This window comes from Zoogloea sp. (genome assembly GCF_030157465.1).
GTDB lineage: Bacteria > Pseudomonadota > Gammaproteobacteria > Burkholderiales > Rhodocyclaceae > Zoogloea.
Window position 1 is genome coordinate 67,759 of sequence record NZ_JAOAUU010000058.1, and the last position, 26,377, is coordinate 94,135.

Genomic DNA, 26,377 nt, shown 5'->3' on the forward strand with positions numbered 1-26,377 from the left:
ACCCCATCATGCTGCGTCGCATCATCCTGCTCCTGCTGGTTCTCCCGGCCCTCGCCTTTGCCCAGATGACTCCTCCGCCGGTTGCCGCGCGGGCCTGGCTGCTTCTCGACGTGGGCTCCGGTCAAGTGCTCACCGCCGAACAGCCGGACCAGCGCATCGAGCCCGCCTCGCTGACCAAGCTGATGACCGCCTACCTGGCCTTCTCGGCGGTAAAGAACAAAACCCTGGCGCTCGAGCAGACCATCCCGGTCTCGCCCAAGGCCTGGAAAGTGCCCGGCTCCAAGATGTTCATCGAGCCGCAAACCCCCGTGACCGTGAACGAACTCCTCCACGGCATGATCATCCAGTCAGGCAACGATGCCTGTGTGGCGCTGGCCGAAGCCATCGCCGGCTCGGAAGAAGCCTTTGCCCAGCTGATGAACAAGGAAGCCGCCCGTCTCGGCCTCAAGAACACCCACTTCGAAAACTCAACCGGCCTGCCCCACCCGTCGCACCTCACCACGGTGCGCGACCTCTCCGTGCTGGCCGCGGCCATCATTCGCGACTTCCCCGAGTTCTACCCGATCTATTCCATCAAGGAATACACCTACAACAAGATCAAGCAGCCCAATCGCAACCGCCTGCTTTTCCTCGACCCCACCGTTGACGGCATCAAGACCGGCCACACCGACAGCGCCGGCTACTGCCTGATCGCGTCCGCCAAGCGCAACGACCGTCGCCTCGTGTCGGTCGTCGTCGGCACCACCAGCGACAGCGTGCGCGCCCAGGAATCCCAGAAGCTGCTCAACTGGGGCTACCTGGCCTTCGACACCGTCAAGGTGTACACCGCCAACCAGGCCGTGAATGAATTTCGCGTCTGGAAAGGCAGCGAAAACACCGTCAAGGCCGGTTTCCTGAACGATTTCGTGCTCTCGCTGCCCAAGGGAGACGCACAGAAGCTCAAGGCCGACGTGGTCAGCCAGCAGCCCCTGCTCGCCCCGCTCGCCAAGGGCCAGCCCATCGGTACGCTGCAGCTTTCCCTCGACGGCAAGCCGATCGGCAGCTACCCCATCGTGGCCCTCGACGAAGTGCCCGAAGCCGGCTGGTTCGGCCGCATGTGGGATGCAATCCGCCTGTGGTTCAAAAATCTGTAAGGAAAGCCGAATGACCGAAGAGCGCACAACCCTGCTCGAGTTCCCCTGCGAATTCCCGATCAAGATCATGGGCGCGCGGGTGGATGACTTCGCCCAGGTCGTGCTGGAGGTGGTGCTCACCCACGCGCCGGATTTCGACGCCGCCACGATGCAGATGCGCCCTTCTGCCAAGGGCAACTACCTCGCCATCACCTGCACCGTGAACGCCACCTCGCAGGCCCAGCTCGACGCGCTGTACCGGGAGATGTCCTCCCATCCGATGGTCAAAGTCGTCCTGTGATCATCCGCCGCCCGGGCCTCGTGCCCTACGAGCCCACCTGGCGGGCGATGCAGGAATTCACCACCCGCCGCGACGCCTCCACGCCGGACGAGCTGTGGCTCGTCCAGCACCCGCCGGTGTATACCCTCGGCCAGGCCGGCAAGCCCGAACACCTGCTGCAGACCACCGACATCCCGCTGGTCAAGATCGACCGCGGCGGTCAGATCACCTACCACGGCCCCGGCCAGGTCGTGGCTTATCTGCTCATCGACCTGCACCGCCGCCACCTCAAGGTGCGCGAAATGGTCAATCTGCTCGAACAGTCGATCATCGACTGCATCGCCGATTTCGGCCTCGACGCACGCCGCCAGGAAGGCGCTCCGGGCGTCTACATCGACGGCGCCAAGATCGCCGCCCTCGGCCTGCGCGTGAAAAACGGCTGCAGTTACCACGGACTGTCCCTCAACGTCGATATGGACTTGACACCATTTACGTGGATCAACCCCTGCGGCTATAGTGGGCTCAAGACCATACAACTCAAGGACTTCGGCGTGACTGAAGGCCCCGATGAAGTCGCCGAACGGCTTCTCGGCCACCTCCAGCACCACTTCCCCGCCGTCGCCTCAATCTGACCAAAGGACAGCAATGGATTCCACCACTACCCGCAAGCAGCGCGGCGCCGAAAAAACCGCCCGCATCCCCATCAAGATCGTTCCCGCCGAGCGCCTCAAGAAGCCCGAATGGATCCGCATCAAGCTGGGCGCCGGCATCGAAGCCGAACGCTTCAACGAGATCAAGGACACCCTGCGCGAGCACAAGCTGCACACCGTCTGCGAAGAAGCCTCCTGCCCCAACATCCACGAATGCTTCGGCAAGGGCACGGCCACCTTCATGATCATGGGTGACATCTGCACCCGCCGCTGCCCCTTCTGCGACGTGGGCCACGGCCGCCCCGAGCCGCTCAACGCCAACGAACCGGCCGACCTCGCCAAGACCATTGCCGCGATGCGCCTCAACTACGTGGTGATCACCAGCGTCGACCGCGACGATCTGCGCGACGGCGGCGCCCAGCACTTCGTCGACTGCATCAAGGCCACCCGCGAAGCCAGCCCCAAGACCAGCATCGAAGTGCTGGTGCCCGACTTCCGCGGCCGCATGGAGATCGCCCTCGACATCTTCGACCAGGCTCCGCCGGACGTCATGAACCACAACATGGAAACCGTGCCGCGCCTCTACAAGCAGGCCCGCCCGGGTTCCGACTACGCCTACTCGCTCGAACTCCTCAAGCAGTTCAAGGCCCGCCACCCCGATGTGTCTACCAAGTCCGGCCTGATGGTCGGCCTCGGCGAAACCGACGAGGAAATCCTCGAAGTGATGCGCGACATGCGCGCCCACAACGTCGAGATGCTCACCATCGGCCAATACCTCCAGCCCTCCGGCGGCCACCTGCCGGTGCTGCGCTACGTGCATCCTGACGTCTTCAAGATGTTCGAAACCGAAGCGCTCAAAATGGGCTTCAAAAACGCCGCCTGCGGCCCGATGGTCCGCTCCAGCTACTGGGCCGACCAGCAGGCACAAGGGGCTGGGGTGGTGTAAGCCTCGCCGGCCGGTTATCTGCCAAGAGGGCGTCCTGCGGGGCGCCCTTTTTCGTTATCGCGTCAAGCCACCCCGCCAAATACAAAAGCTTCTTTGCACAAAGAATTCTTTGCACTATATTTTCTTTGCGCAAACACCGAGACCTACCCATGGACAACATCGCCGGCTCTCCCGTCGAGGGCGAAAACTTCTTTGGCCGCAACGACATCGCCCAGCATCTCCGCCAGATCCTCGACCACGACGACATCCTGCTCCTCGGCCCCCGGCGGATCGGCAAGACCTCCCTGGCCCGAGCGGTGATGGCCATCACCCGCAAGGACGGCTGGAAGGCCATCGAAATCGTCGTCGCGTCATGCATCGACGAGAAGGGCTTTCTCGACAAGCTCGAAGGCGAACTCAAGAAAGCCATCGACTCCCGCGCCGGCAAACTGTGGGACGGCGTGCGGGAGAAGTTTGGCGCCCTGGGCAAACGCATCAAATCCCTCAAATTCGGCGGCTTCGGCGCCACGGCCGAAGTCGGGCTGGCCGGCTCCGACGCCGACGACTGGATCACCGTCGGCAACGAACTGCTCGCCCTCCTCGGCGAGCTCGACGACCGCTGGCTGATCTACGTCGATGAGCTGCCGATCATGCTCTTCAACATCATCCGCCAGGATCAGACCGGCGGCGTCTTGCGGGTGCGCCGTTTCCTCGACTGGTTCCGCAACGACGTGCGCGCCCTCGCCGGCGCCGGCAAGGTGCGCTGGCTGATCTCCGGCTCGGTGGGCCTCGACACCCTGGTGCAAGAACACGGCATGGCCGACACCATCAACAGCCTCAACCACCAGAACCTGCCGCCCTTCACCGATCCGCTGGCCTGCCAGCTGATCCGCGAGTTGGCCACCAGCTACAAGATCACCCTCGACGACAACGCCGTCCGCCAGTTGGTGGACGCCGTGAGCTGGCCCCAGCCCTACTACCTGCAGATTGCCTTCCAGCAACTGCGCAGCCTCATCGCCGCCAGCCCCGCCACAACGCCGCAGGATCTCATCGAAACAGCCATCGACCAGATCATCCAGCCCGGCGTCGGCGCCGACAACGACTTCCATCACTGGGAAAAGCGCCTGGACATGCAGCTCGCCCCGCCCCTCGCCGCCCTCGCCAAAGCCCTGCTCGCCCAGAGCGCCGCCCGCCCCGGCGGCACCCGTGCCGAAAACCTGCTGGACACCGTCCAGCAGCGCCACCCCGGCGCCTCCGACGACGAGGCCCGCGCCCTCTTCGTCCGCCTGCGCGACATCCTGCTGCGCGACGCCTACTGGCTCGCCGACGACAGCAGCGGCGGCGGGCGCCACTACCGCTTCGCCCTCGAACCCCTGCGCCGCTGGTGGAACCGGAGGAACAGCCTGTGAGCATCGCCACCCACCACTACAACCCCGACTGGCTCAGCGACGACGCCCTGGTCGCCGGCTTTATCGCCCGTCAGGGAGAGTTCCGCTTCCTGCGCGACGACCTCGCCCGCGCGCCGCTCGAAGGCAGCGTCCAGCATTACCTGCTCATCGGCCTGCGTGGCGCCGGCAAGACCACCCTGCTCAAGCGCCTCGCCGTTGCCATCCGCCGCGACGCCGACCTCGCCGACCACCTCATCGCCCTGTCCTTCCCCGAAGAGCTGTATCAGGTCAAGGATCTGGCCGACTTCTGGTGGGCCGCCTGCGAAGCCCTGGTGGACGAGCTCGACCGCCAGGGCCGCCGCACCGAAGCCGACGCCCTGATGGACCGCACCGACGCCGCCCGAACCGCCGCCCGCCGCGGCGACCAGCCCACCGACGCCGGCCTCGCCCTGCTCCTCGACACCTGCGCCCGGCTCCAGCGCCGGCCCGTGATGCTGGTGGACAACCTCGACATGGTCTTCGACCGCATCGACAAGCGCGGCCGCAAGCTCAAGGACCCCCACGCCGCCGCCTACTGGGCGCTGCGCGAAGCACTCTCCACCACCCAGTCGCCCATCGTCATCGGCGGCTCGGTGCGCCTTTCGGAGCCCTTCACCGACTACGACAAGGCCTTCTACGACTTCTTTATCCCCAAGCGCCTCGGCAGGCTCGAACTCGCCGAAGTCCGCCAAGTGCTCGAACACCTCGCCGACCGCCAGGGCAGCCCCGAGATCAAGGCGCGCCTGAAAACCCGCTCCAGCCGCATCGAAGCCCTCTACGACCTCACTGGCGGCAACCCCCGCGCGGTCGGCCTCATCTTCACCCTGCTGCAGCAAGGCCCCAACAGCCGGGCCGTGGAAGACTTCGAGCGCCTGATGGACCTCACCACGCCCTATTACAAGGCCCGCTTCGAGGATCTGTCGGAGCAGGCCCAGGTGGTCATGCACGCCCTAGCGGTGCGCCGGCCCGGCGACGGCAGAGGCCTGCGCTTCGGCCACACCGCCGCCGAACTGGGCACCCACGCCGGCCTGCCCACCAACGTCGTCTCCGCCCAGCTCGACGTGCTCGAGCGGGAAGGCCTCCTCGAAAAATCCGCCGCCCACGGCCGCACCCAGTACCGCATCGCCGAACAGCTCTTCCGCCTGTGGCTGCAGATGCGCGGCAACCGCCGCGTCCGCCAGAGCGTCCTCGGCCTCACCGAATTCCTCGAAGCCATGTACGACGAGGAAGAGCTCTCCACCGCCCTCCGGGGCGCCAGCGGCCCCGCCCTCGCCGAAGCCCGGCTGGCCTTTGCGATGGCCGATATGCGGGGCCGCCGCGCCGACAGCCGCAGCCTCGAAGCCTGGGGCGCAGAATGCGCCAGCCGCTATGCCGTCGAAAGCGACACCCCCCTCGACGACATTCTGCCTGCCGAAGATCTGCCCAAAGATCTCGCAGCCCTGTCCCAGCTGCGCAGGCGGCTCGCGGGATGCACCGGCCACGGCCTCAGCCCCGCCGAACAGGACGCCCTCGTCGGCGCGCTGGACCTGCGCCTAGAAACCAAACGCGCCGCTGTCGATGCGCTGTGCTTGTCCGACACGGCAACATCCGAAGCCGAACGCATGCGCACGTTGCAAGCTGCGGAGAAGCGCAAGCTGCTGCGCTACGGCCTCCTCGAAGTCGACCTGCCACTGCTCTACAAGCTGCGCGCCCGCGGCTTCTTTCCGCTGCCTAATCTTCACCCCGATGACATCCCCCCGGCCCAGCGCGCCAACGGCGGCGCGAGCCTCGACGCCCTGGCCTGGCGCCTCGTCGGCGCCTGGGATTACGTGAAGTTCATGGACGCCGTCGCCGCGGAACGCTGGCTCACTTGGGGCAGGAAGCACGCCACCGATGCCGACGCCAACAGCTGGGCCAATGTTGCCGGGGCGCTCCGCCGGTCCAGGCAACTCGTCGCCGCCCGAAACGCGCTCACCGGAGCCACCCAGCGAGGCATGACCGCCCGCACCGAGTACGAACACGCTTGTCTGCTGCACCTACTCGACCGCCTGCCGAGTGAAGCCGAAGCCGCGTTTCACGCGGCGACCACGCTCGACCCAAGCGATCCCTTCCCTTGGAATGGGCTCGGCTGTCTTCTGGCCGAACAGCTGGAGCGCACTGACGAGGCCGAAACCGCCTATCGCAGGGCAATCGAACTCGATTCCACGTACGCGGCCCCGTGGAACAATCTTGGTCTCCTCCTCACCGAACAGCCGGAGCACAACAACGAGGCCGAAACCGCCTATCGCAGGGCGATCGAACTCGATCCCACCGATGCACTCCCGTGGAGTAACCTCGGCAACCTCCTCGCCCAACAACCGGACCGCACCGACGAAGCTGAAGCCGCCTACCGCGAGGCGATCGAACTTAACCCCGCCGACTCAGCTCCTTGGAACAACCTCAGCAACCTCCTCGCAAAACAGCCGAGGCGCACCGACGAGGCCGAAACCGCCTATCGCAGGGCAATCGAACTCGATCCCACCGATGCACTCCCGTGGAGTAACCTCGGCACCCTCCTCGTCCAACAACCGAAGCGCGCCGACGAAGCCGAAGCCGCCTACCGCAAGGCCATCGAACTCGATCCGGAAAACGGAACGGCCCACGGTAATTTGGGGCGATTGCTGCTAGACCGAGATGACCTCGAAGCCGCCGAGCCCGAACTTCAGCGCGCCATCACCCTCGACGCGAAGGCCCGCAAGTTCTGGCAAGCCCAACTCGACAAGCTGCACGCCCGCCGCGGCGCGATTGCCGCGACCCGGGCCCTCGGCGTTGGCAGCTTCGCGGAAACCCGGGCTGCGCTGGAGAAACTCCTGGCCGACGCGGACGACGTCCCCACCGCCCTCGTCTCCCAGGCCTTCGTCGAACGCTTCCTCGCCCCGCTCCTCGCCAACCCCACCCAGGCCGCCAGCGTGCTGGGCCTGCTGCATGGCGTGGGCTATGATCGCCACGCCCGCCCGCTCCTGCTGGCCTTCGAGGCGGCCATCGACGGTAAACCGGAACTGCTCGACGCCCTGGAGCCGGAAACCCGCAACGCAGCCAAACGCATGTATGAACGGCTGACCAAAGCCGCCAGACGCTGACCACCCCAACCGAGGATCACCCCATGACCCAGGCCCTGCAGACCATCCCCGTGAACAAGATCGACGGCACGCCCGCCACCCTGGCCGAGCACGCCGGCAAGGTGCTGCTGGTGGTGAACGTCGCATCCAGGTGCGGCCTCACCAAGCAGTACGAAGGGCTGGAGAAGCTTTACGAGCAGTACCGCGACAGGGGGCTGGTGGTGCTGGGCTTTCCGGCCAACGATTTCGCCGGGCAGGAGCCGGGCAGCGATGCGGAAATTGCCGGCTTCTGCACGGCCACCTTCGGCGTGCAGTTTCCGATGTACAGCAAGATCATCGCCACCGGGCCGGACAAGCATCCGCTGTACGCCGCACTCACCGCCGCGCGGCCCGAAACGGAAGATCGCGCGGGCATGGAAAAAGCCCTGCGCGGCTACAAGATCGAACCGACGGCGGCGCCCGAGGTGCTGTGGAATTTCGAGAAGTTCCTGATCGGCCGTGACGGCCAGGTGATCCGCCGCTTCGCCCCCGACACCGCCCCCGATGCGGACAAACTGGTGACCGCGATCGACGCGGCCCTCGCGGCCGGCTGATTCAGGCCGGGGCCGCGCCGGCCTCGGCAAACCAGCCATCCAGCCGGGCGATCCACCCGGCTTTTTCTTCGTCCGTCGCAAAACTCGCCTCGAAGCTGTTGCGCGCCAGTCGGTACCAGGTGGCCGCATCAAAGCCAAAGGCCGCCTGCACCGCACGGATATTGGCATTGAGATAGCCGCCGAAATACGCCGGGTCGTCGCTGTTGAGCGTGACCCGGACACCGGCGGCGAGGAGCTGCGGCAGGCTGTGTTCGGCCATGGTTTTGAACACGCACAGGCGGGTGTTTGAAAGCGGGCAAACCGTCAGCGGAATGCCCTCCCGCGCCAGGCGGGCGAGCACGGCAGCGTCTTCTACGGCCCGCACGCCGTGGTCGATGCGCACCGCGCCCAGCACATCCAGCGCCTCGGTGATGTAGGCCGGCGGGCCTTCCTCGCCGGCGTGGGCGACCACCGGCTTGCCCAGCGCGCGGCAGCGGGCGAACAGCCGCGCAAACTTCGACGGCGGATGACCACGCTCGGACGAATCCAGCCCGAAGCCGTGAATGCGCCCGATGAACGGCTCGGCCCCGGCCAGCGCCGCCAGGCATTCGTCTTCCGGCAGATGGCGCAGAAAACACAGGATCAGGCGCCCCGACACGCCCCAGCGCCGCGCCCCTTCGGCCAGGCCGTCCTCCAGCCCCTCCAGCACCGTGACAAAGGGAATGCCGCGGGCGGTGTGGGTTTGCGGGTCGAAGAAGATTTCGGCGTGAACCACCCCGTCAGCCGCCGCACGCTCGAGGTAGGCCAGCATCAGCTCACAAAAATCGGCCCGGGTGACGAGCACCGCGGCACAGGCGTAATACACGTCGAGAAAGGACTGTAGGCTGTCAAAGGCGTATGCCGCCTTCAGCGCCGCCTCGTCGGCATAGGGCAGGCTCACCCCGTTGCGCCGCGCCAGCGCGAACGCCAGCTCAGGCTCGAGGGTGCCTTCGATGTGCACATGCAGCTCGGCCTTGGGCATGCCAAGGGCGAGACTGAGCGGATCGGGGGAAACAACGACGGTCATGGCCGGACTCTCCGCGGAAACTGGATAGCGGCATTCTAGGCGCGGACTCGCCCCGAACCGCGACAAAACCCGCCCAAAAAAGTACAGTTCCCGCTCATTCCTCCCGTCAGGCTGCGCCCCCACTTCAATGAGCGACACCGCCCCGCCCTGCCCGCCCACCGAATGGCAGATCTGGTTCGACGGCTCGGCCTTCCCCAACCCCGGACGCATCGGGCTTGGAGCCGTGCTGCGGGGGCCAGAGGGCGAGCGGGTCGACTTCTCCGCCATGGCCACGGAGGGCGGATGCAACAACGAGGCGGAACTGCTGGCCCTCGGCAAGGCGCTGGAGCTGGCCCGGGAAGCTGGCGCCCGTCACCTGCGGATTCGCGGCGACAGCGATTTTGCGGTGCGTCACGCGCGGGGCGATGCGCACACGAACGTAGCCCGCCTGCACTGCCTCGTGGAGCACACCCGTTTTTTGCTGGACGCCTTTGCATCGGTGCAGCTGGAGTGGGTTCCCCGCCACCGCAACCCGGATGCCGACCGGCTATCCCGCGCGGCCCTCGGCCTGCCCGACAAACCCGCGCCGTGGCCGGCCTCGCGCAAGCGCCGCTAGGGCGTAGGTTTCACACCCTCGGCCTCCAGCAGGCGCGCGGCCACCAGCCCGTTGACCAGCCCGAACAGCGTGGCCGCCAGCGCAAACACCGGCACCAGGTAGAACACGCCGTCGTGCGGCACCAGCCACAGGCGGGCCACCAGCAACTGCCCGCCGATGTGGGCGAAGGCGGCCAGCACGCTGTGGCTCACCGGGCCGAACCAGCGCCGCGGCAGGTGCATCGCCGCACCCAGCACGGCCAGGCTGGCCAGGCTTCCGGCGAGGCTGAGGAAAAATCCCGGCGCCAGAAACTGGCCCAGCACCACACTGCCGACAAAAACCCGCAATAGCGCCACCCACGCCGCCTCCCGCCAGCCCCAGCGGGCCAGCACCACCAGGATGACGATGTTGGCAAGGCCAGGCTTGACCCCCGGCAGCGGCAACGGAATCGCCGCCTCGGCCACGGTAAGCACGATGGCCGCCGCCGCATGGCGGGCCACCCGGTGGTCGTCCGCCGTGGGAGTGATGCGGATTTCAGTAGTTGAGGGAGTCATAGTCGGCATGGCGCCCCGACAGGGCAAGGCTGACCTGGTTGGGCGCGCAGATGGCCACCGCCCCGGCGCTCACCAGCCAGCCTTGACGCACGCAATACTGGCGCGGCCCGGGATCGGCCGCCACGCGGGCCCGGCCGGGCTGGATCTCGATGCGGGTGATGCCCAGCGGCCCCGGCACATCAAGCATGCGCGGCGCGGCAAGATCGACCTCGGCGAACACCTTGCCGCCGGCCTTGATGATGGCCTTGTCCGGCCGCCCCCCCTGCCACAGGCTCAGCGCCGAGGCGACGCAAAACGCCAGCGCCGCCGCCAGCACCAGGCCGTCGCCGACCCGCAGGTGCACGGCCCAGGCGGCCAGCCAGCTGCGCAGGGCGACACGCTTTGTCACAGGCGCAGCACGCTTCCCGGTGGGCTCATGGTTTGCATGACCTCCAAAGCCGGTGCGTGCTCCGGCACATCATTTGAACGAGCGGTGACGCACCAGCACACGGGCCGTTTCGCGGAAGCGCCCGGCCAGCTCTTCGGCGATGTACACCGAACGGTGCTGGCCACCGGTACAGCCGATGGCCACGGTGAGATAGCTGCGATTGTCGTTGACGTAGGAAGGCAGCCACGAGGCGACGAAACCGTAGATATCGTCCACCATCTGGCCAACTTCCGGCACTTTCTCAAGAAAGTCGATCACCGGCTTGTCGCGCCCGGTGAGGGGGCGCAGCACCGGATCGTAGTGGGGATTGGGCAGGCAGCGCACGTCAAAAACCAGGTCGGCATCCATCGGAATGCCGTGCTTGAAGCCGAAGGACTGGAACAGCAGGGTGATCTGGCTGCCCGCCTCCAGCTGCATGAAGCTCTTGACCCAGTTGCGCAGGGTGTTGGCCGACAGATCGCTGGTGTCGAGGCGATGACCGAGTTCGGAAATCAGCGCCAGCGCCTCGCGCTCGCGGGAGATGGCTTCGGCCAGCGTCACGGTTTCGTCGCCCAGCGGATGCTTGCGGCGGGTTTCGGAAAAGCGCGCGATCAAGGTGTCGTCGCGGGCATCGAGGAAGAGAAAACGGACATCGCCCACCATGGCCCGCAGGGCTTCGACCTGCTGGGGCAAGGCCGCGATGCTGGAGCCGGAGCGGACATCCACGGCCACCGCGATGCGCTGATAGCCAGCGCCGCGCAGGTGGGTGACGAGTTGCGGCAGGAGCGCCGACGGGAGGTTGTCGACCACGTAATGGCCGCAATCTTCCATCACATTGAGGGCAACGCTCTTGCCGGAACCGGACAAACCACTGATCAGAACGAGTTGCATTGTGTTGACCCTGTTTCAAGGAGAGACGGCCGGTCTATGGCGCCAGCCTGTCACAACTGTGCGACACGTTGTCGCACAGCGCAGAAAACAGCATAAACAAAGTCTGACAAATGAACTGACGGGTTTTTGGCAAGAAACCGCAAATTTGTTAAATCATGTAGCACACAGAAAATCGGCCTCCCGGCGGGCCACGCCGGCACGCACCAGCTCGCCCACCAGCCATCCGGCCAGGGCGTCGGCCGAGAGGCCCAGGAAGCGCCGGTTGGCTTCGCGATACAACGGCACCGCCTCCAGATAGGCCGGCAGCGTGTCGAGGGGAACGCGACGCTGCTCGAGCAGCATGAAGGTCAAACAGGCCCGGATCGCGTTGCGGGCCATGCGGGCGCCGTCCTGCTGAAAATAGCGCAGGCGCGCGAAGGCCGCAGCGAGCGCCTCATCCACCTCGACAAAGGGCGCGCCGTGGCCAGGAATCACCCGGTCCACCGGCAGCCGGGCAATCGCTTCGAGGGTGGCCTGCGCGGCCTCCAGCCCGCCGCCACTGCCGATCACCTCGGCAAACAGGATTCCGAAGCCGTCACGCCACAGGGCGTCACCGGAAATCAGCACGCGGGCATCCGCCGAATGGAACACCAGCGCGTCCATGTCGTGGCCGGGCGCCGGCAGGGCCTGCCATTCGAGGCCGCCCATCATCAGCCGCTCGCCGACGGCAAGGGTGTGATCGAGCCCGAAGGGTGCGCCCTGCTGGTCGGCCACACTCAGCAAGAGGGCCTCTTCGTCCCAGTTTTCGATTGCCGGGGCCATGCCTTCCGGTACGCCGATGCGGCAGCCGAAGGCCTCTTTCACTGCGGCGTTGCCACCAATGTGGTCGGAATGGGAATGGGTGTTGATCAGCCGGGCGAGGCGCCGGCCGCCAAGGGCAGTGCGAACCAGCTCGACGGTTTGCGCGGCGTGGCTCACGTAGCCACTGTCGATCAGCGTTGCCTCGTCGCCGTCGCAGAGCAGGATGTTGTTGGACGACAGCCAGCCACGCTCGATGACTTCAATGCCGAGCGGAAGCATCGGCTCAGTCACCCGGCACATCGGCCTCGCCGCCAACGACCCGCCGGACCTGCTCGGCGACGCCTTCTTCACCGGCGGGCGCGGAATCGGTTTCGCCGAAGATCTGGTCTTCACTGCGGCCGCAGCCGATACAGTAGCCGTCGGCGATTTCGCAGATGCCGATGCAGGGGGATTCGCCACTCATCGGCCGGCTTCCTGGCACTCGCTGTTCAGGCCTCCGTCGACACGCCCGGCGGCGGCCCGCCGGCTGGCAACTTCGGCGAGGATGGCGCGCTTTTGCGCATCACCGGCGCGGCTCCATTCGGTGATTTCGGGAATCGTGCGGAAACAGCCTTCGCAGTAACCGGAAACCGCGCTCATGCGGCACACGCTGGTGCAGGGGGACTTGATACTCATGGCTTGCTCAGTGGGGTTGCGTGCCCGCCGCTCATGGGCGGCAGGTCGGAGTCGATGTTACGTACAGCAGGCCTTGGCCCGTTTGGCGAGGACCGCCCGCGCCACCTTCGAGGCGGGGGCGCGGCCCAGGCGTTCGCTGATCCAGCCCGCGGTGTCCACCAGCGCATCCAGATCGATGCCAGTTTCGATGCCGAGGCCGTCGAGCATGTATACCACGTCCTCGGTTGCCACGTTGCCCGAGGCGCCCGCCGCGTAGGGGCAGCCACCAAGGCCCGCCACCGCAGTATCGAACACCGCCACGCCGGCCTCCAGCGAGGCGTAGATGTTGACCATGGCCTGGCCGTAGGTGTCGTGGTAATGCCCGGCAAGCTTGTCGATGGGTACCCGGCGGGCCACCGTATCGAGCATGCGCCGGGTTTTGCCGGGCGTGCCGGTGCCGATGGTGTCGCCCAGACTCACCTCGAAACAGCCCATTTCAAACAGCGTGGCGGCCACGCCGGCCACCGCGTCGGGGGCAATTTCGCCCTCGTAGGGGCAGCCGAGCACGCACGACACATAGCCGCGCACCCGCACGCCGGCGGCTTTGGCGGCCAGCATCACCGGCTCGAAGCGGGTCAGCGATTCGGCAATGCTGCAGTTGATGTTCTTGCGGCTGAAGGACTCGGAGGCCGCACCAAACACCGCCACTTCGGTGGCCCCCGCCGCCAGCGCGGCCTCGAAGCCCTGCAGGTTGGGCGTGAGCACCGGGTAAGCCACGCCCGGCAGGCGCAGGATGCGGGCCATCACCTCGGCGTTGTCGCCCATCTGCGGCACCCAGCGGGGCGACACGAAGGACGTGGCCTCGATGGCCTTGAGCCCGGCCGCGCCAAGGCGCGCAATCAGCTCGACCTTGGTTTCGGTGTCGACAAGCTGCTTCTCGTTCTGCAGGCCGTCGCGGGGGCCCATTTCAACAATGCGGACGTGGGCGGGGAGATTCATTGGGACTCCTCATTCGTTCGATGATGGACCATATGATATTTCACCTGCATTACATCGACCGCTCCGCTCAATCTGTCCGCCCATCGGCCAGCGTCCCGAAATCCGGGCGGGGCAGGCGGCCGCGCAGATAGTCCTGATAAACCCGGTCCAGCGCTGCTGCGGCCTGGATATCCAGGTCCGTGATACGGCACCCCTCATCCCAGGTCGAGAACCACACCTGCACCGATTTCCACTGGTTTTGCCAGCGGGGATGGTGCGGCGGCTTCCAGGCCTCCACCTGCCGCGCCGCAACCGCCATGAAATCGACGGCTTCGTAAAAGCCCTCGAACTCGTACCCCCGGGCAAGTTCCTGCGCCGTACCGACCACCACCCAGGGATGGGTGTGATGTGCCAGGCCCCAGTGGGCAAGGCCTTCGTCGTTCAAGCGGGCAAGCACCGCCTCGTCCGACAAGGCCGTGCGCCGAATCGTCTTGCGGGGTTTGCTGAGCGTGCCCGGCGCGGATTCACGATCGCGCCGCGGCAGGGCCAGGCGCACCGCGAGCAGGTCGATGAGGTGCTGGACGTCGCTCATCCAGCTGGCGTTCTGCAAGGGGTGCGATTGCTGGAAAGCCAGGCCGGACAGTGCGTCGTTCAGGGCCTCGGGCGGCGGCGCCTGGAAGCCATCCAGCATCAGGGGAATCACTGGAATGCCCCGCTGCAGCGCCGTGGCCAGTTCGATCCGGACCCAGTCCTTCGGGTCGTCGATCCGGCGCCGTCCCCAGTCGTCGGCCGCGTTGATCCACCGTGGCCCCATCACCGCGAGCACGATGCGGGCTGCGCCAACCGCCTCGGCAAGTCCCTTCGACCAGTCGCGCCCTGCCTGGAGGCGTTCCCGGTCGAGGAAAACCTGCGTTTCGCCAAAGGCCCGGGCCAGGTGGGCATGCAAGGCGAACGCTGCGTGCTGGGCGTCGCTGCGACGGTAGCTGATGAAGATTTCGCGAGCCATTCCAAGCTCCTCGATGTCGAGTCCAGACAATTGAACGCCGGCAAATTGCGGCGGGAGAGACTCACCCGACGGGCGCGGGCCTGCGCCGGAAGATCCGCCGCACGAAGCGCCACAGCACGACGATCAGCAACACCGCCAGCACCACGAACACAGCCAGCGCACCGAGAAAAATCAGCGGCTGGTGAAGCAGCATCCACATTCCGCCGGCAAACAGCACGTCTTCGCCGAACGACGTGACCACGTTGCTTGCCGGCTCCGGCGAGGTGTTGATGGCGACCCGTGCCCCGGCCTTGGCAAAGTGGGTGCCGGCCGCCAGCGTGCCGCCGACCAGCCCCATCGCAATCTGCAGCGCACCGCCCTGCTCGCCCATCACCGCCGCAGCCAGCGCCGCGCCGGCGGGGATGCGGATGAAGGTGTGCACCGCATCCCACAGCGAATCGAGCCAGGGCAGCTTGTCGGCAAAGAATTCGACCACCACCAGCACGCCGGAAATCCCCAGCACCAGCGGATGGGCCAGCACGCCAAGGCCGCCGGGCAACTGCACACCGGCAAAGCGCGCCAGTGCGCCGAGCACGAAGACCAGCGCGTAGAGGCGCAGCCCGCTGGCCCAGCCGAGCCCGGCCGCCAGGGCCGCCAGCGAGGCCAGGTCCACCGGCAGGCCGCGCCAGTCGAGCAGCGGCATGAGGCCCTGGGCGATGGCGGCAATGTCCGGGCCGGCGAGCTCCATCGCCGCGACCTAGGCGCTCAGGTACTGCGCGTGGTGCGCGAGGTGATCCGCCATGAAGGTGGAGATGAAGTAGTAGCCATGATCGTAGCCGGCGTGACGGCGCAGCGTGAGCGGCTGGCCGTCGGCACACACTTGCTCGAAGCGTTCCGGATTGAGCTGAACGGCGAGAAACGAGTCGTCCAGGCCCTGATCGATGAGGATGGGCGGGCAACGGTGGCCGTCCTCGACGAGCGCAGCGGCGTCGTGCCCGCGCCACAGGCTGCGCTCATCGCCGAGGTAGCCGCCAAAGGCCTTCTCGCCCCACGGGCACAGGCTGGGCGCACAAATCGGGGCGAAGGCCGATACCGAGCGGTAAAGATCGGGATGACGCAGGGCCAGCGTGAGCGCGCCGTGGCCGCCCATCGAATGACCGAAGATGCCGCAGCGGGAAAGATCGGCAGGAAAGCGCAGCCCGATCAGCTGGCGCAGCTCGCCGGTGATGTAACTTTCCATGCGCCAGTTTTGCGCCCAGGGCTCGCGCACGGCATCGAGGTAAAACCCGGCCCCCACGCCAAAATCCCAGGCGTTTGCCTCGCCCGGCACATGGGCGCCGCGGGGGCTGGTATCCGGGCAGACCAGCATCAGGCCGAGCTCGGCCGCGATGCGCTGGGCGCCGGCCTTGATCGGAAAGGTTTCCTCGGTGCAGGTCAGGCCGGCGAGGTAGAACAGCACCGGCACCGGCCCGTGTGCAGCCTGCGGCGGCGTGAACACCGCAAAGCGCATCGACACGCCGGTTTCGCGGGAGTCGTGCCGGTAAAAGCCCTGGCGGCCACCAAAGCAGGCGTGCTGGGAAAGGGTTTCGAAGGACATGGTCGAGGAAACGTGAGGGGTGACGGGTCAGGGGGAGGGGCACGCCGCGCGCAGCCCCTCCCCCTTTTACTTGCGTGCCTGATTAATACAGCACCACCGAGCGGATCGATTCGCCCTTCTTCATCAGGTCGAAACCGTCGTTGATCTGGTCCAGCGTGAGCGTGTGGGTGATCAGGTCGTCGATGTTGAGCTTGCCGTCCATGTACCAGTCGACGATCTTCGGCACGTCGGTGCGGCCGCGGGCGCCGCCGAAGGCCGAGCCTTTCCAGACCCGGCCGGTGACCAGCTGGAAGGGACGGGTCGAAATCTCGGCGCCGGCTTCGGCCACGCCGATGATCACCGACTGGCCCCAGCCCTTGTGGGTGCATTCCAGCGCCTGGCGCATCACCTTGGTGTTGCCGATGCACTCGAAGCTGTAGTCGGCGCCGCCGTCGGTGAGCTGGACGATGTGATCGACCACGTTTTCGACGTCGCTCGGGTTGATGAAGTGGGTCATGCCGAACTTGCGGGCCATGGCTTCACGGCGGGGGTTCAGATCGACCCCGATGATCTTGTCGGCGCCGACCATCTTGGCCGCCTGGATCACGTTGAGGCCGATGCCGCCGAGGCCGAACACCACCACGTTGGCCCCGGCCTCAACCTTGGCGGTGAAGATCACGGCGCCCACGCCGGTGGTCACGCCGCAGCCGATGTAGCAGACCTTGTCGAAGGGCGCGTCGTTGCGGATCTTGGCCAGGGCGATCTCGGGCACCACGATGTAGTTCGAGAAGGTGGAGGTGCCCATGTAGTGCAGGATGGGCTTGCCATCCAGGCTGAAGCGGCTGGTGGCGTCGGGCATCAGGCCGCGGCCCTGGGTGCTGCGGATCTTCTGGCACAGGTTGGTCTTCTGCGACAGGCAGAACTTGCACTCGCGGCATTCCGGCGTGTAGAGCGGAATCACGTGGTCGCCAGTGCGCAGGGATTTCACGTCCGGGCCCACATCCACCACCACGCCGGCGCCTTCGTGGCCGAGGATGGCCGGGAAGAGGCCTTCCGGATCGGCGCCCGAGAGGGTGTAGTAATCGGTGTGACAGATGCCGGTGGCCTTGATTTCCACCAGCACTTCACCGGCCTTGGGGCCTTCGAGGTCGACGGTTTCGATGGTGAGCGGGGCTCCGGCTTTCCAGGCGACGGCGGCGCGGGTTTTCATGCGTGATTCTCCTTGGGAATATAGAGGTTATAGCTGCTTTTCGTCGCGCAGACGCTTGCCGACAGCGGGCGGGTGGTAGGCGCCCATCGACCGCATGAGCGCGAAGAGGTTGTCCTCCACCAGCAGCAGGCCGCGGTTCTCGGCCTTCATGAAGCCTTCGGTCACGCCGCGCTCCATCATCTGAACCAATGGCAGGTAATAGCCTTCGACATTGAAGAGGGCCACCGGCTTGTTGTGAAAGCCGAGCTGGGCCCAGGTGAGGATTTCAAAGAGTTCCTCGAAGGTGCCGAGCCCGCCCGGCAGCGCGATGAAGCCGTCGGCCAGCTCGGCCATGCGTGCCTTTCGGGTGTGCATCGAATCAACGACTTCGAGGCGGGTGAGGCCTTCGTGACCGACTTCCCATTCAAGAAGCGCGCGCGGGATCACCCCCACCACCTTGCCACCGGCAGCCAGGCAGGCATCGGCGACGATGCCCATCAGGCCCACGTTGCCACCACCGTAAACCAGCTCGATGCCCCGCTCGGCAAACATCTGGCCGAGGGCTTCCGCCGCCGCCCGGTAGGCGGGGTTTACGCCGGGGCGGGAACCGCAAAATACACAGATACGCCGCATTGCAGCCTCCGCTTCAGAACGGGCCTTTTTCCAGCCAGCGCTCGAGCTGGTGAAAACGGTCGTTACCCCAGAACGCCTCGCCTTCGACGATGAAAAAGGGCGAGCCGAACACGCCGCGGGCTTCGGCCAGATCGATCTCGGCCTTGATGCGGGCCTTGGTGGCCGAATCGGAGAAGGCGGCCGACACTTCGTCACGATCGAGCTTGAGGGTATCGGCGATATCCAGCAGCACGCCGGTTTCGGCGATGTTGCGGCCCTCGACGAAATAGGCGCGGAACACCGCGTGGGCAAACGCCCGGGCTTCGTCGGGATTGCGGTCACTGAGCCACTGGAAGGCGCGGGCCGCGTGTTCGGTGTGCACCGGGTACTGGGCCGGCTCGGCGTAAGGAATGCCGAGGAAGGCGGCCGAACGCTCGGTGTCGCGTTTGACGTAATCGGTGCGCATCAGCGCAGCCGGAATCTTGACCCCGCCCTGGGGCTGGAACTGGGCATCGAGCACGATGGCGTGCCACATCACCGCGCGGCCGTGACGGGCAGCCAGGGCGTCGATCTGCTCGGAGGCCAGATAACCGTAAGGCGACGAAAAATCGAAGTAAAAATCGATGGGTGCGGACATGCAGGTCTCCGGGATGCGAAAGGACGGAAATTCGGGGTCAGCCATTATCCACGCCGCGCGGCGGACCACCGTGACATTGCGTATCCGCCGTCACGAAGCCCGCTGCAGCCCCCGTCAGAACCCGCCTTCGGCGAGCCAGCGCTCCACCTGCGGCAGGCGGTCGGCGCCCCAGAAGGCTTCGCCATCGACGATGATGAACGGCGAGCCGAACACCCCGCGGGCGAGGCCCAGGTCAACCTCGGCCGCCAGGCGCGCCTTGATCTCGGTGCCGGCCAGCACGCCCGACAGTTCGTCGCGATCCACGCCCACCCGCGCGGCGATATCGAGCACGGCGGCCAGGTCGGAGATATTCACGTCATCGACGAAATACGCCCGGTAGGCGGCAAGGCCGAACTCGCGCGCCTTGAGCGGGCTGCGGTCGTTGAGCCACAAAAACGCCCGCGCGGCATGCTGGGTGGGAATCGGAAACGTGGAGGGCTGCCGGTAGGGCACGCCGAAATAGCGGGCCGAGCGTTCGATGTCGTGCATCGAATAGGCGCCCTTGAGCGGTATGCCCGGCAGCGGCCCAAGGCCGGTCACCTTGAACGTGACACCGAGCAAAAAGGGGTGCCAATGCACCAGGCGCCCGTAGCGGGCGGCCAGGGCGTCGATTTCCTCGGCGGCAAAATAGCCGTAGGGCGAGGAGAAATCGAAATAGAAATCGATGGGTGCGGTGCTGTACTGCGGCTTGGTCACGGGTTCGTCCTCCGTCAAAGGCCCTTCGGCCAAAGGATCATCTGCGTACAGCGGAACAGGGCAAGGCGCTTGCCGCAGCCGCCGCCGGTCACTTCGGCATCCCACACCTGGGTGTTGCGTCCGGTGTGCACCGCGGTGGCTTCGCACAGCAGCACACCCTCGGTCTGGGTGCCGAAAAAATTGCTCTTCATTTCGATCGTCGTGAAGCTCGCCGCGCCGGCGGGCAGGTGGGCGCGGGTGGCATAGCCGGCGGCGGTATCCGCCAGCGCAATGATGCTTGCCGCATGCAGGAAACCGTTGGGCGCCAGCATTTCGGGGCGGATCAGCATGCGCGCCGACAGCCGGCCAGGCACCAGGGCCACCGCCTCGAAGCCGAACCAGCCCGGCAGGTTTCCAAGCCCCTCCGCGTTGAGCGTCGCCAGGTCGATGTCGTCGCTCAGGGTGAATTCATTCATTGTCTCCCCCACTTTTTTTGTTTTATTTCGCGACCACCCGGGCCGCGGTGCTCAGCTTTCGAGCGCCTCCAGCGACGCCAGGTAGCGCGGCATCAGGTCTTCGGGGCGACGCACATTGACCCCCAGGTCGCGGATCAATCCATCCTTGAGGCCATAGACCCAGCCATGCACGGTGAGGGGCTGGCCACGCTTCCAGGCATCCTGCACGACGATGGTCTGGCACACATTGACCACCTGCTCGATGGTGTTGAGTTCGCACAGGCGATCATGGCGCATGTCGGGGGGCAGCAGGTCCACCCGGCTGACGTGCTTCACGTGCACGTCCTGGACGTGGCGCAACCACAGGTCCACCAGTCCGACCCGCTCCCGGCGCATGGCCGCGCCAACACCGCCGCAGCCGTAGTGACCGACCACCATGATGTGCTTCACCTTCAGCACATCCACCGCAAACTGAATCACCGACAGGCAGTTGAGATCGGTGTGCACCACCACGTTGGCCACATTGCGATGCACAAAGACCTCGCCCGGCAACAGGCCGATGATCTCGTTGGCCGGCACGCGGGAGTCGGAACAGCCGATCCACAGGTATTCCGGCGCCTGCAGCCGGGAGAGCTTCTGGAAGAAGTCGGGATCGACCTGGCGCATCTTGCGTGCCCAGGCCAGGTTGTAGTCGAAAAGATGAAACAGGTTCTCGTTTGCAATCTCCGACTCCGACCAGTTTTCCAGGTCGAGGGCGAGGAACATCGTCCCTTCGACGGGCGTCGGGTAATAAGCGGGCGCCTCCTTGAAACCCAGCTCGCGGTAAAGCTTCACCGCGATGCGCATGGCCGGCAGGGTGTCCAGCATGATCTTGCGATAGCCCAGGCTCTTGGCGGACTTGATGCCCGCCAGCGCCAGCTCGCGGCCTATACCGTGGCCACGCATCTCCGGCTCCACGTAGAGCCGCTTCATTTCACAGACGCCTTCGGTGGCCGAACGGATGCCGACACAGCCAGCGGGTTTGCCGTCGAGTTCAGCAAAAAACAGGCGGCCGGACGGCGCGGAATAACGACCCGGCAGGGCCGCCATTTCTTCGCCGAAATTTTGATAGGCGAGGTCCACCCCAAGCCACGCCGCGTAATTGCGGAAAAACTGCCGGACGTGCTCGATCTCTACCTGATCGTCGTCACCCAGAACGCGGAGAACTAAAGCCATGTATTCACTCATCCATCGAACGAAACGACCCTACACGATACCCTTCCCTGCGCCCGGATTCACCCATGAAGCCCCAGGGGCACCGCAAAACCATTTCATCGCATGCGTTTGGGCCGGATTTAATTACCGTTTACGTAAACGTAAAGTAACAGGCAAAATACTCACGCCGGCCCCACACCGTCAGACTGCCCGGCCAGCAGGTGGGTGCACTGTTTCTCGAGCCTGTCGATCTCGCCAAGTACCGCGACGATATCCTCGCGCTGCTGCTCGATGACGCGACGACGCTCGGCCAGTACGACGAGAAAACGCTGCAGCTGCAGCGCCGAGTTGCGCGCGCCGTCGTACATGCCGAGCAGCTCAAAGATCTCGGCCAGCGACAGGCCAAGACGCTTGCCGCGCAGGATCAGCCCCAGCCGGGTACGGTCGCGCTTCTCGTAGATGCGCTGACGACCGGCGCGGGCTGGCGCCAGCAGGCCTTCGTCCTCGTAGAAACGGATCGCCCGTGGCGTGATCCCGAACTCGCGGGCGAGTTCGGAAATGGTAAAGGTTTGTTCCTGGCTCATAAAATGGAAATCGGACAGCGCAGCACTCAAGCAGACCAGTAAATCAGATTTCGCAGAGGCCGGCAAACGCACGCCCGGCAACGCAGCACAGGCACAACGCCCCCACCCCGGAGACCCCAAGGCCATGACCCCGCAGCTGGAATATCCCTTCAACACCCTGCCGGCCATCGGCGAAACCCTGCCTGTCGCCCCCGGCGTGCACTGGATTCGCATGCCGCTGCCCTTCGCACTGAACCACATCAACCTGTGGCTCATCGAGGACGGCGACGGTGTGGCGATCGTCGACACCGGCTACGGCCTCGACACCACCCGGGACGCCTGGAACATCATCCTCGACGGCCTCGGCAAGCCCGTCACGCAGATCATCGTCACCCACTGCCATCCGGACCACCTCGGCCTGGCCCAGTGGCTGTCCGAAAAAACCGGGGCGGACGTGCTCATGACCCACGGCGAGTTCCTCGCCGGACACGCCCTGTGGCACCAGCTGCCGGGCTACAACGTCCCGGCCATGCTGGCCCAGTTTCGCCGCCACGGCCTCGACGAAGCCCGTTGCCAGGCCCTCGACGGCCGCGGCAACGCCTACAAGCGCGGCGCGCCCGAACTGCCCTCCAGCTTCCGGCGCCTGCATGACGGCGACACACTCGCCATCGGCGGCCGCCAATGGCACGTCATCACGGGTTTCGGCCACTCGCCCGAACACGCCTCGCTCTACTGCGAGGCGGCCGAAGTGCTCATTTCCGGAGACATGCTGCTCCCGCGCATCTCCACCAATGTGAGCGTTTTTGCGGCCACCCCGAATGACGACCCGCTCGGCCGCTTCCTCGATTCGATCCGGGCCTTCAGGCAATTGCCTGAAACAACCGTCGTGCTACCATCACACGGAAGTCCATTTCGCAACATCGGCTTGCGCGTCGACCAGCTCATCGAGCACCACGACGCCCGTTGTGCGGAACTGCTTGCCGCCTGTACCGGGCCACGTAGCGCGGGGGAACTTCTCGGCATCCTTTTCCCGCGCGAGCTGGATACACATCAGGTGATGTTCGCCATGGGAGAAGCCATAGCGCACCTGAACCACCTCGAGCATAAAGGGGCGGTGTGTCGGTTCGTGGGGAATGATGGAATTCTTCGTTTCGTCAAAAACAACTAACCAGGAGAGCCCAACAATGGCTGCGCCCGAAAAAGAAGTCGCAAAATCCGAACTGCCGGACCCCAAAGAAGTCGCCAAGACCTACGCTGAAGTCGCACAACGGGCCTCCAAGCTGCTGTCCGACCACATCCAGAAGCAAGTCAAGAAGGGCATCTCCGCCCCCTCCGACGAACTCGGCATCGCCCAGGCCTTCATGGACATGATGGGCAAGCTGCTGGCCAACCCCTACCGCCTGGCCCAGGCCCAGATGAACCTGGTGTGGGATTACTTCTCGCTGTGGCAGCACTCGATGATGCGCCTCACCGGCATGACGCCCGGCGCCCCGGTGGCCTCCCCCGACAAGGGCGACAAGCGCTTCAAGGACGAAGAATGGCAGGAACACTTCCTGTTTGACTTCATCAAGCAGTCCTACCTGATCACCGCCCGCCACATCCACGACACCGTCTCCACCGTCGACGGCCTGGACGACCAGTCCCAGAAGAAGGTCAACTTCTACACCCGCCAGTACATCGACGCGCTGTCCCCGTCCAACTTCGCGCTGACCAACCCGGAAGTTTTCCGCGAAACGGTCAAGAGCCACGGTCAGAACCTCATCAAGGGCCTGAACAACCTGCTGCGCGACGTGGAAGAAGGCGATGGCAGCCTGCGCGTCAAGATGACCGACACCACCGCCTTCGAACTGGGCCGCAACGTCGCCACCACCCCGGGCAAGGTCGTCTTCCAGACCGAAATGATGCAGCTGCTGCAATACACGCCGAGCACCCCGGACGTCTCCAAGCGCCCGCTGCTGGTCGTGCCGCCGTGGATCAACAAGTTCTACATCCTCGACCTGCGCGAGAAAAACTCCTACATCAAGTGGTGCGTCGATCAAGGCCACACCGTATTCGTGATCTCCTGGGTCAACCCGGACGAGCGCCTGGCCGAGAAGAGCTTTGACTCCTATCTGCTCGAGGGCACCATGGCAGCCGTCGACGCCATCGTCGAACAGACCGGCGCCAAGGAAATCAACGCAGCCGGCTACTGTCTGGGCGGCACCCTGCTCGCCACCACGCTGGCCTACATGGCTGGCAAGAAAGACAAGCGCATCGCCTCCGGCACCTTCTTCACGACGATGACCGACTTCGCCGATCCGGGCGAACTCTCCGTCTTCCTCGACGAAGGCCAGATCACCAGCCTCGAAAAGAAGATGTTCGAGCGCGGTTACCTGGAAGGCTCCGAGATGGCCGGCACCTTCAACATGCTGCGCGCCAACGACCTGATCTGGTCCTTCGTGGTCAACAACTACCTGATGGGCAAGGATCCGTTCCCCTTCGACCTGCTGTACTGGAACTCCGATTCCACGCGCATGCCGGCGAAGATGCACAGCTTCTACCTGCGCAACATGTACCTGAACAACCTGCTCAAGGAGCCGGGTGGCATCGAGGTCGCTGGCGTGCCCATCGACCTCTCCAAGATCAAGGTTCCGACCTACTTCATCTCGACCATCGAAGACCACATCGCCCCGTGGAAGAGCACCTACTCCGGTGCCCGCCACTTCGGCGGCAACGTGCGCTTCGTGCTTGGCGGCTCCGGCCACATCGCCGGCATCGTCAACCCGCCGGCAGCCAACAAGTACGGTTACTGGACCACCGCTGCCGGCAAGCTGCCGGAAACCGCCGACGAGTTCTTCAACGGCGCCGAGCAGCACGCAGGCTCCTGGTGGACCGACTGGCAGGCCTGGCTGATCGCCCAGGACAGCACCAAGGTTCCCGCCCGCGACCCGCTCAAGGGCACCCTCAAGGTGCTCGAGGATGCACCGGGCTCTTTCGTCAAGGCTCGCCTCGACGCCAAGAAGGCGGCGTAATCGTCTTGCAGTAACAGCAATACTCCGGAAGGGGGCTTCGGCCCCCTTCTTTTTTTATCGCCCCGCTCTCGTCATTCCTGCCCGTGGCCACCTACCCTCTCGAAACCCCGCTGCCAGCCGGCCTGCCGGTCGTCCTCGACACCAACGTCGTTCTTTCGCTGTGGATGTTCGAAGACCCCGCCCTCGTGCGGCTGCGCGCCTCCGTCGAAAACGGCGAGCTGCGCCCCTTCACCCGCGAGGACTGCCTCGGCGAACTGGCCCGCGTCCTGGCCTACTCCCAGTTCGCCCAAACGCCCGAGCGCCAGGCCGGGATTGCCGCCGCCTACCGGGCCCGCTGCACCCTCATCGACGTCGTCGACAGCCCCGCCTGCGAGCTGCCCGCCTGCCTCGACCGGGACGACCAGAAATTTCTGGAACTCGCCCATGACAGCGGCGCCAGGGCGCTGCTTACCCGCGACAAGCTGGTCCTCAAGCTCGGCCGCCGCCCGGTGATTGCGGCCCGTTTTGCGATCCTCACGCCCGAACGCCTGCAGGCCGCTCTGCCGCAGCAGCCCTGACGCAAGCCACCCCGCCACACCAGAACATCAAGACACAACAATTCACAAAACATGCCGCTGTCACACCAAAACTCTGGCTAGACTCGATCTTCATCCTCACGACGGAGCATCCGCCATGGCCACCGAATCTGCTTTCGACCTCGGCAGCATCATCACCACCTACCTCATCCCGCTCGGCTGGAAACTCGCCGGCGCCATCGCCCTGTGGATTGTCGGTGGCTGGGTCATCAACCTGATCGGCAACCTCTCCAACCGCGGCATGACCCGCCAGAAAGTCGAGCCGACCCTCGTCCGCTACGTCGAGGCAACCCTGCGGGTGATCATGCGCATCGTGCTGGTCATCGTCATCCTGTCGGTGTTCGGCATCGAAACCACCAGCTTCGCTGCGCTCATCGCTGCAGCCGGTGTGGCCATCGGCGTGGCCTGGAGCGGCCTGCTCTCCAACTTCGCAGCAGGCGCATTCCTGATCATCCTGCGTCCCTTCAAGGTGGGTGACTTCATCAGCGGCGCCGGCATCACCGGCACCGTGAAGGAAATCGGCCTGTTCGCCACCACCATCGACCAGCCCGACAACGTGCGCACCACCGTCGGCAACAACAAGCTGTTCTCCGACAACATCGTCAACTACACCCTCAACCCCTGCCGCCGCGTCGACCTGACCGCCCAACTCGCCCACTCGGTCGATCCGAAGCAAGCCATCGAGCTGATCCGCGCGCGCATCAGCCAGATCCCGAACGTGCAGAAGGATCCGGCGCCGGACGTGGAAATCCTCGAGTTCAACGCAGCCGGCACCAAGCTGGTCGTGCGCCCCTACTGCCACAACGATCATTACTGGCAGGTGTACTTCGACACCAACAAGGCCCTCGCAGAGGTGGGCGGCGCCAACAACTGGCCTATCCCTGCCCCGCACCAGGTGCTGCGCCAGCCCGTCTGAGCGC

30 protein-coding genes are annotated in these 26,377 nt (G+C 65.5%); 12 read left to right on the forward strand and 18 right to left on the reverse strand.

The window, feature by feature from the left end; translation table 11 throughout:
• Positions 1-8 precede the first annotated feature (8 nt).
• The 7 genes from Q1W26_RS06925 to Q1W26_RS06955 all read left to right on the forward strand — a co-directional run bounded on the left by Q1W26_RS06925 (position 9) and on the right by Q1W26_RS06955 (position 8,064).
• Positions 9-1,133, forward strand: coding sequence for a D-alanyl-D-alanine carboxypeptidase family protein (locus tag Q1W26_RS06925; protein ID WP_300437654.1), 1,125 nt, complete (start codon positions 9-11; stop codon positions 1,131-1,133).
• A gap of 10 nt (positions 1,134-1,143) precedes the next feature.
• Positions 1,144-1,413, forward strand: a complete 270-nt coding sequence (locus Q1W26_RS06930) for a DUF493 domain-containing protein (RefSeq protein WP_300437656.1) — start codon at positions 1,144-1,146, stop codon at positions 1,411-1,413.
• Entirely contained in the window at positions 1,410-2,024 is a 615-nt protein-coding gene (lipB, locus tag Q1W26_RS06935; RefSeq protein ID WP_300437659.1) for a lipoyl(octanoyl) transferase LipB, read from the forward strand. The genes Q1W26_RS06930 and lipB overlap by 4 nt, the downstream gene beginning before the upstream one ends.
• Positions 2,025-2,037: 13 nt before the next feature.
• Positions 2,038-2,988 carry a lipoyl synthase gene (lipA, locus tag Q1W26_RS06940; protein ID WP_300437662.1) on the forward strand — a complete coding sequence of 317 codons (951 nt, stop codon included), beginning with the start codon at positions 2,038-2,040 and terminating at the stop codon, positions 2,986-2,988.
• Between the two features lie 149 nt (positions 2,989-3,137).
• Positions 3,138-4,376: an ATP-binding protein gene (locus Q1W26_RS06945; RefSeq protein WP_300437665.1), complete on the forward strand. Its 1,239-nt coding sequence runs from the start codon at positions 3,138-3,140 to the stop codon at positions 4,374-4,376.
• Positions 4,373-7,492, forward strand: a complete 3,120-nt coding sequence (locus tag Q1W26_RS06950) for a tetratricopeptide repeat protein (protein ID WP_300437668.1) — start codon at positions 4,373-4,375, stop codon at positions 7,490-7,492. The genes Q1W26_RS06945 and Q1W26_RS06950 overlap by 4 nt, the downstream gene beginning before the upstream one ends.
• Positions 7,493-7,515: 23 nt before the next feature.
• The gene (locus tag Q1W26_RS06955) at positions 7,516-8,064 is read left to right on the forward strand and encodes a glutathione peroxidase (RefSeq protein ID WP_300437671.1); all 549 of its coding nucleotides are present in this window, start codon (positions 7,516-7,518) and stop codon (positions 8,062-8,064) included.
• A 1-nt stretch (position 8,065) separates the two neighbouring features.
• Here Q1W26_RS06955 and Q1W26_RS06960 read toward each other — a convergent pair whose 3' ends face one another.
• Complete coding sequence (locus Q1W26_RS06960; protein WP_300437675.1) at positions 8,066-9,109, reverse strand: adenosine deaminase; 1,044 nt, start codon at positions 9,107-9,109, stop codon at positions 8,066-8,068.
• A gap of 127 nt (positions 9,110-9,236) precedes the next feature.
• Between Q1W26_RS06960 and Q1W26_RS06965 the strand changes: the two genes are divergently transcribed.
• Positions 9,237-9,704, forward strand: a complete 468-nt coding sequence (locus Q1W26_RS06965) for a ribonuclease HI family protein (RefSeq protein WP_300437678.1) — start codon at positions 9,237-9,239, stop codon at positions 9,702-9,704.
• Here the strand turns inward: Q1W26_RS06965 and Q1W26_RS06970 are convergent.
• The 17 genes from Q1W26_RS06970 to Q1W26_RS07050 form a co-directional block, all read right to left on the reverse strand.
• A complete protein-coding gene (locus Q1W26_RS06970; RefSeq protein WP_300437680.1) occupies positions 9,701-10,237 on the reverse strand; it encodes a Gx transporter family protein in 537 nt (178 codons plus the stop codon). The genes Q1W26_RS06965 and Q1W26_RS06970 overlap by 4 nt on opposite strands.
• On the reverse strand, positions 10,218-10,574 hold the full coding sequence (locus Q1W26_RS06975; protein WP_300438085.1) for a NusG domain II-containing protein: 357 nt from the start codon (positions 10,572-10,574) through the stop codon (positions 10,218-10,220). The genes Q1W26_RS06970 and Q1W26_RS06975 overlap by 20 nt, the downstream gene beginning before the upstream one ends.
• Before the next feature lie 120 nt (positions 10,575-10,694).
• Entirely contained in the window at positions 10,695-11,534 is an 840-nt protein-coding gene (gene rapZ, locus Q1W26_RS06980) for an RNase adapter RapZ (RefSeq protein ID WP_300437683.1), read from the reverse strand.
• 153 nt (positions 11,535-11,687) lie between these two features.
• Complete coding sequence (locus Q1W26_RS06985) at positions 11,688-12,593, reverse strand: MBL fold metallo-hydrolase (protein WP_300437686.1); 906 nt, start codon at positions 12,591-12,593, stop codon at positions 11,688-11,690.
• 4 nt (positions 12,594-12,597) lie between these two features.
• Positions 12,598-12,777 (reverse strand): DUF1289 domain-containing protein, encoded by a 180-nt coding sequence (locus Q1W26_RS06990; protein ID WP_300437688.1) that lies wholly within the window; start codon positions 12,775-12,777, stop codon positions 12,598-12,600.
• A complete protein-coding gene (locus Q1W26_RS06995) occupies positions 12,774-12,989 on the reverse strand; it encodes a DUF1289 domain-containing protein (RefSeq protein WP_300437691.1) in 216 nt (71 codons plus the stop codon). Before Q1W26_RS06995 ends, Q1W26_RS06990 begins: the two co-directional genes overlap by 4 nt.
• A 57-nt stretch (positions 12,990-13,046) precedes the next feature.
• Complete coding sequence (locus Q1W26_RS07000) at positions 13,047-13,967, reverse strand: hydroxymethylglutaryl-CoA lyase (RefSeq protein ID WP_300437694.1); 921 nt, start codon at positions 13,965-13,967, stop codon at positions 13,047-13,049.
• Between the two features lie 67 nt (positions 13,968-14,034).
• Entirely contained in the window at positions 14,035-14,952 is a 918-nt protein-coding gene (locus tag Q1W26_RS07005; RefSeq protein ID WP_300437696.1) for a 4a-hydroxytetrahydrobiopterin dehydratase, read from the reverse strand.
• Between the two features lie 61 nt (positions 14,953-15,013).
• A complete protein-coding gene (locus Q1W26_RS07010) occupies positions 15,014-15,679 on the reverse strand; it encodes a DUF4126 domain-containing protein (RefSeq protein ID WP_300437699.1) in 666 nt (221 codons plus the stop codon).
• Positions 15,680-15,688: 9 nt separating this feature from the next.
• Positions 15,689-16,528: an S-formylglutathione hydrolase gene (fghA, locus tag Q1W26_RS07015; RefSeq protein WP_300437702.1), complete on the reverse strand. Its 840-nt coding sequence runs from the start codon at positions 16,526-16,528 to the stop codon at positions 15,689-15,691.
• 82 nt (positions 16,529-16,610) lie between these two features.
• Entirely contained in the window at positions 16,611-17,717 is a 1,107-nt protein-coding gene (locus tag Q1W26_RS07020; RefSeq protein WP_300437705.1) for an S-(hydroxymethyl)glutathione dehydrogenase/class III alcohol dehydrogenase, read from the reverse strand.
• 27 nt (positions 17,718-17,744) lie between these two features.
• Positions 17,745-18,329, reverse strand: a complete 585-nt coding sequence (locus Q1W26_RS07025; protein ID WP_300437708.1) for a TIGR00730 family Rossman fold protein — start codon at positions 18,327-18,329, stop codon at positions 17,745-17,747.
• A gap of 13 nt (positions 18,330-18,342) precedes the next feature.
• The gene (locus Q1W26_RS07030) at positions 18,343-18,945 is read right to left on the reverse strand and encodes a 2-hydroxychromene-2-carboxylate isomerase (RefSeq protein WP_300437710.1); all 603 of its coding nucleotides are present in this window, start codon (positions 18,943-18,945) and stop codon (positions 18,343-18,345) included.
• A gap of 114 nt (positions 18,946-19,059) precedes the next feature.
• On the reverse strand, positions 19,060-19,680 hold the full coding sequence (locus Q1W26_RS07035) for a 2-hydroxychromene-2-carboxylate isomerase (protein WP_300437712.1): 621 nt from the start codon (positions 19,678-19,680) through the stop codon (positions 19,060-19,062).
• Positions 19,681-19,694: 14 nt separating this feature from the next.
• The gene (locus tag Q1W26_RS07040; protein ID WP_300437714.1) at positions 19,695-20,135 is read right to left on the reverse strand and encodes a PaaI family thioesterase; all 441 of its coding nucleotides are present in this window, start codon (positions 20,133-20,135) and stop codon (positions 19,695-19,697) included.
• A gap of 51 nt (positions 20,136-20,186) precedes the next feature.
• On the reverse strand, positions 20,187-21,329 hold the full coding sequence (gene can, locus Q1W26_RS07045; protein ID WP_300437716.1) for a carbonate dehydratase: 1,143 nt from the start codon (positions 21,327-21,329) through the stop codon (positions 20,187-20,189).
• Between the two features lie 161 nt (positions 21,330-21,490).
• Positions 21,491-21,892 (reverse strand): MerR family DNA-binding transcriptional regulator, encoded by a 402-nt coding sequence (locus tag Q1W26_RS07050; RefSeq protein ID WP_300437718.1) that lies wholly within the window; start codon positions 21,890-21,892, stop codon positions 21,491-21,493.
• Between the two features lie 124 nt (positions 21,893-22,016).
• Here Q1W26_RS07050 and Q1W26_RS07055 point away from each other — a divergent pair, with 124 nt between their 5' ends.
• The 4 genes from Q1W26_RS07055 (at position 22,017) to Q1W26_RS07070 (ending at position 26,373) form a co-directional block, all read left to right on the forward strand.
• Positions 22,017-23,039, forward strand: a complete 1,023-nt coding sequence (locus Q1W26_RS07055; protein WP_300437721.1) for an MBL fold metallo-hydrolase — start codon at positions 22,017-22,019, stop codon at positions 23,037-23,039.
• Positions 23,040-23,055: 16 nt separating this feature from the next.
• Entirely contained in the window at positions 23,056-24,882 is a 1,827-nt protein-coding gene (gene phaC, locus Q1W26_RS07060) for a class I poly(R)-hydroxyalkanoic acid synthase (protein ID WP_300437724.1), read from the forward strand.
• Positions 24,883-24,965: 83 nt separating this feature from the next.
• The gene (locus Q1W26_RS07065; protein WP_300437728.1) at positions 24,966-25,439 is read left to right on the forward strand and encodes a putative toxin-antitoxin system toxin component, PIN family; all 474 of its coding nucleotides are present in this window, start codon (positions 24,966-24,968) and stop codon (positions 25,437-25,439) included.
• 115 nt (positions 25,440-25,554) lie between these two features.
• Complete coding sequence (locus tag Q1W26_RS07070; protein WP_300437731.1) at positions 25,555-26,373, forward strand: mechanosensitive ion channel family protein; 819 nt, start codon at positions 25,555-25,557, stop codon at positions 26,371-26,373.
• Positions 26,374-26,377: the final 4 nt, after the last annotated feature.

Coding starts and splice junctions, on each gene's coding strand:
- phaC (WP_300437724.1), top strand. CDS start 23,056: ATGGCTGCGCCCGAAAAAGAAGTCGCAAAATCCGAACTGCCGGACCCC.
- Q1W26_RS06970 (WP_300437680.1), bottom strand. CDS start 10,237: ATGACTCCCTCAACTACTGAAATCCGCATCACTCCCACGGCGGACGAC.
- Q1W26_RS07010 (WP_300437699.1), bottom strand. CDS start 15,679: ATGGAGCTCGCCGGCCCGGACATTGCCGCCATCGCCCAGGGCCTCATG.
- Q1W26_RS07050 (WP_300437718.1), bottom strand. CDS start 21,892: ATGAGCCAGGAACAAACCTTTACCATTTCCGAACTCGCCCGCGAGTTC.
- Q1W26_RS06985 (WP_300437686.1), bottom strand. CDS start 12,593: ATGCTTCCGCTCGGCATTGAAGTCATCGAGCGTGGCTGGCTGTCGTCC.
- Q1W26_RS07040 (WP_300437714.1), bottom strand. CDS start 20,135: ATGAATGAATTCACCCTGAGCGACGACATCGACCTGGCGACGCTCAAC.
- fghA (WP_300437702.1), bottom strand. CDS start 16,528: ATGTCCTTCGAAACCCTTTCCCAGCACGCCTGCTTTGGTGGCCGCCAG.
- Q1W26_RS07025 (WP_300437708.1), bottom strand. CDS start 18,329: ATGCGGCGTATCTGTGTATTTTGCGGTTCCCGCCCCGGCGTAAACCCC.
- Q1W26_RS06960 (WP_300437675.1), bottom strand. CDS start 9,109: ATGACCGTCGTTGTTTCCCCCGATCCGCTCAGTCTCGCCCTTGGCATG.
- Q1W26_RS06925 (WP_300437654.1), top strand. CDS start 9: ATGCTGCGTCGCATCATCCTGCTCCTGCTGGTTCTCCCGGCCCTCGCC.
- lipA (WP_300437662.1), top strand. CDS start 2,038: ATGGATTCCACCACTACCCGCAAGCAGCGCGGCGCCGAAAAAACCGCC.
- Q1W26_RS06930 (WP_300437656.1), top strand. CDS start 1,144: ATGACCGAAGAGCGCACAACCCTGCTCGAGTTCCCCTGCGAATTCCCG.
- Q1W26_RS07055 (WP_300437721.1), top strand. CDS start 22,017: ATGACCCCGCAGCTGGAATATCCCTTCAACACCCTGCCGGCCATCGGC.
- Q1W26_RS06955 (WP_300437671.1), top strand. CDS start 7,516: ATGACCCAGGCCCTGCAGACCATCCCCGTGAACAAGATCGACGGCACG.
- Q1W26_RS07020 (WP_300437705.1), bottom strand. CDS start 17,717: ATGAAAACCCGCGCCGCCGTCGCCTGGAAAGCCGGAGCCCCGCTCACC.
- Q1W26_RS07070 (WP_300437731.1), top strand. CDS start 25,555: ATGGCCACCGAATCTGCTTTCGACCTCGGCAGCATCATCACCACCTAC.
- Q1W26_RS06965 (WP_300437678.1), top strand. CDS start 9,237: ATGAGCGACACCGCCCCGCCCTGCCCGCCCACCGAATGGCAGATCTGG.
- Q1W26_RS07030 (WP_300437710.1), bottom strand. CDS start 18,945: ATGTCCGCACCCATCGATTTTTACTTCGATTTTTCGTCGCCTTACGGT.
- Q1W26_RS07005 (WP_300437696.1), bottom strand. CDS start 14,952: ATGGCTCGCGAAATCTTCATCAGCTACCGTCGCAGCGACGCCCAGCAC.
- Q1W26_RS07000 (WP_300437694.1), bottom strand. CDS start 13,967: ATGAATCTCCCCGCCCACGTCCGCATTGTTGAAATGGGCCCCCGCGAC.
- Q1W26_RS06990 (WP_300437688.1), bottom strand. CDS start 12,777: ATGAGTGGCGAATCCCCCTGCATCGGCATCTGCGAAATCGCCGACGGC.
- rapZ (WP_300437683.1), bottom strand. CDS start 11,534: ATGCAACTCGTTCTGATCAGTGGTTTGTCCGGTTCCGGCAAGAGCGTT.
- can (WP_300437716.1), bottom strand. CDS start 21,329: ATGGCTTTAGTTCTCCGCGTTCTGGGTGACGACGATCAGGTAGAGATC.
- Q1W26_RS06945 (WP_300437665.1), top strand. CDS start 3,138: ATGGACAACATCGCCGGCTCTCCCGTCGAGGGCGAAAACTTCTTTGGC.
- Q1W26_RS06995 (WP_300437691.1), bottom strand. CDS start 12,989: ATGAGTATCAAGTCCCCCTGCACCAGCGTGTGCCGCATGAGCGCGGTT.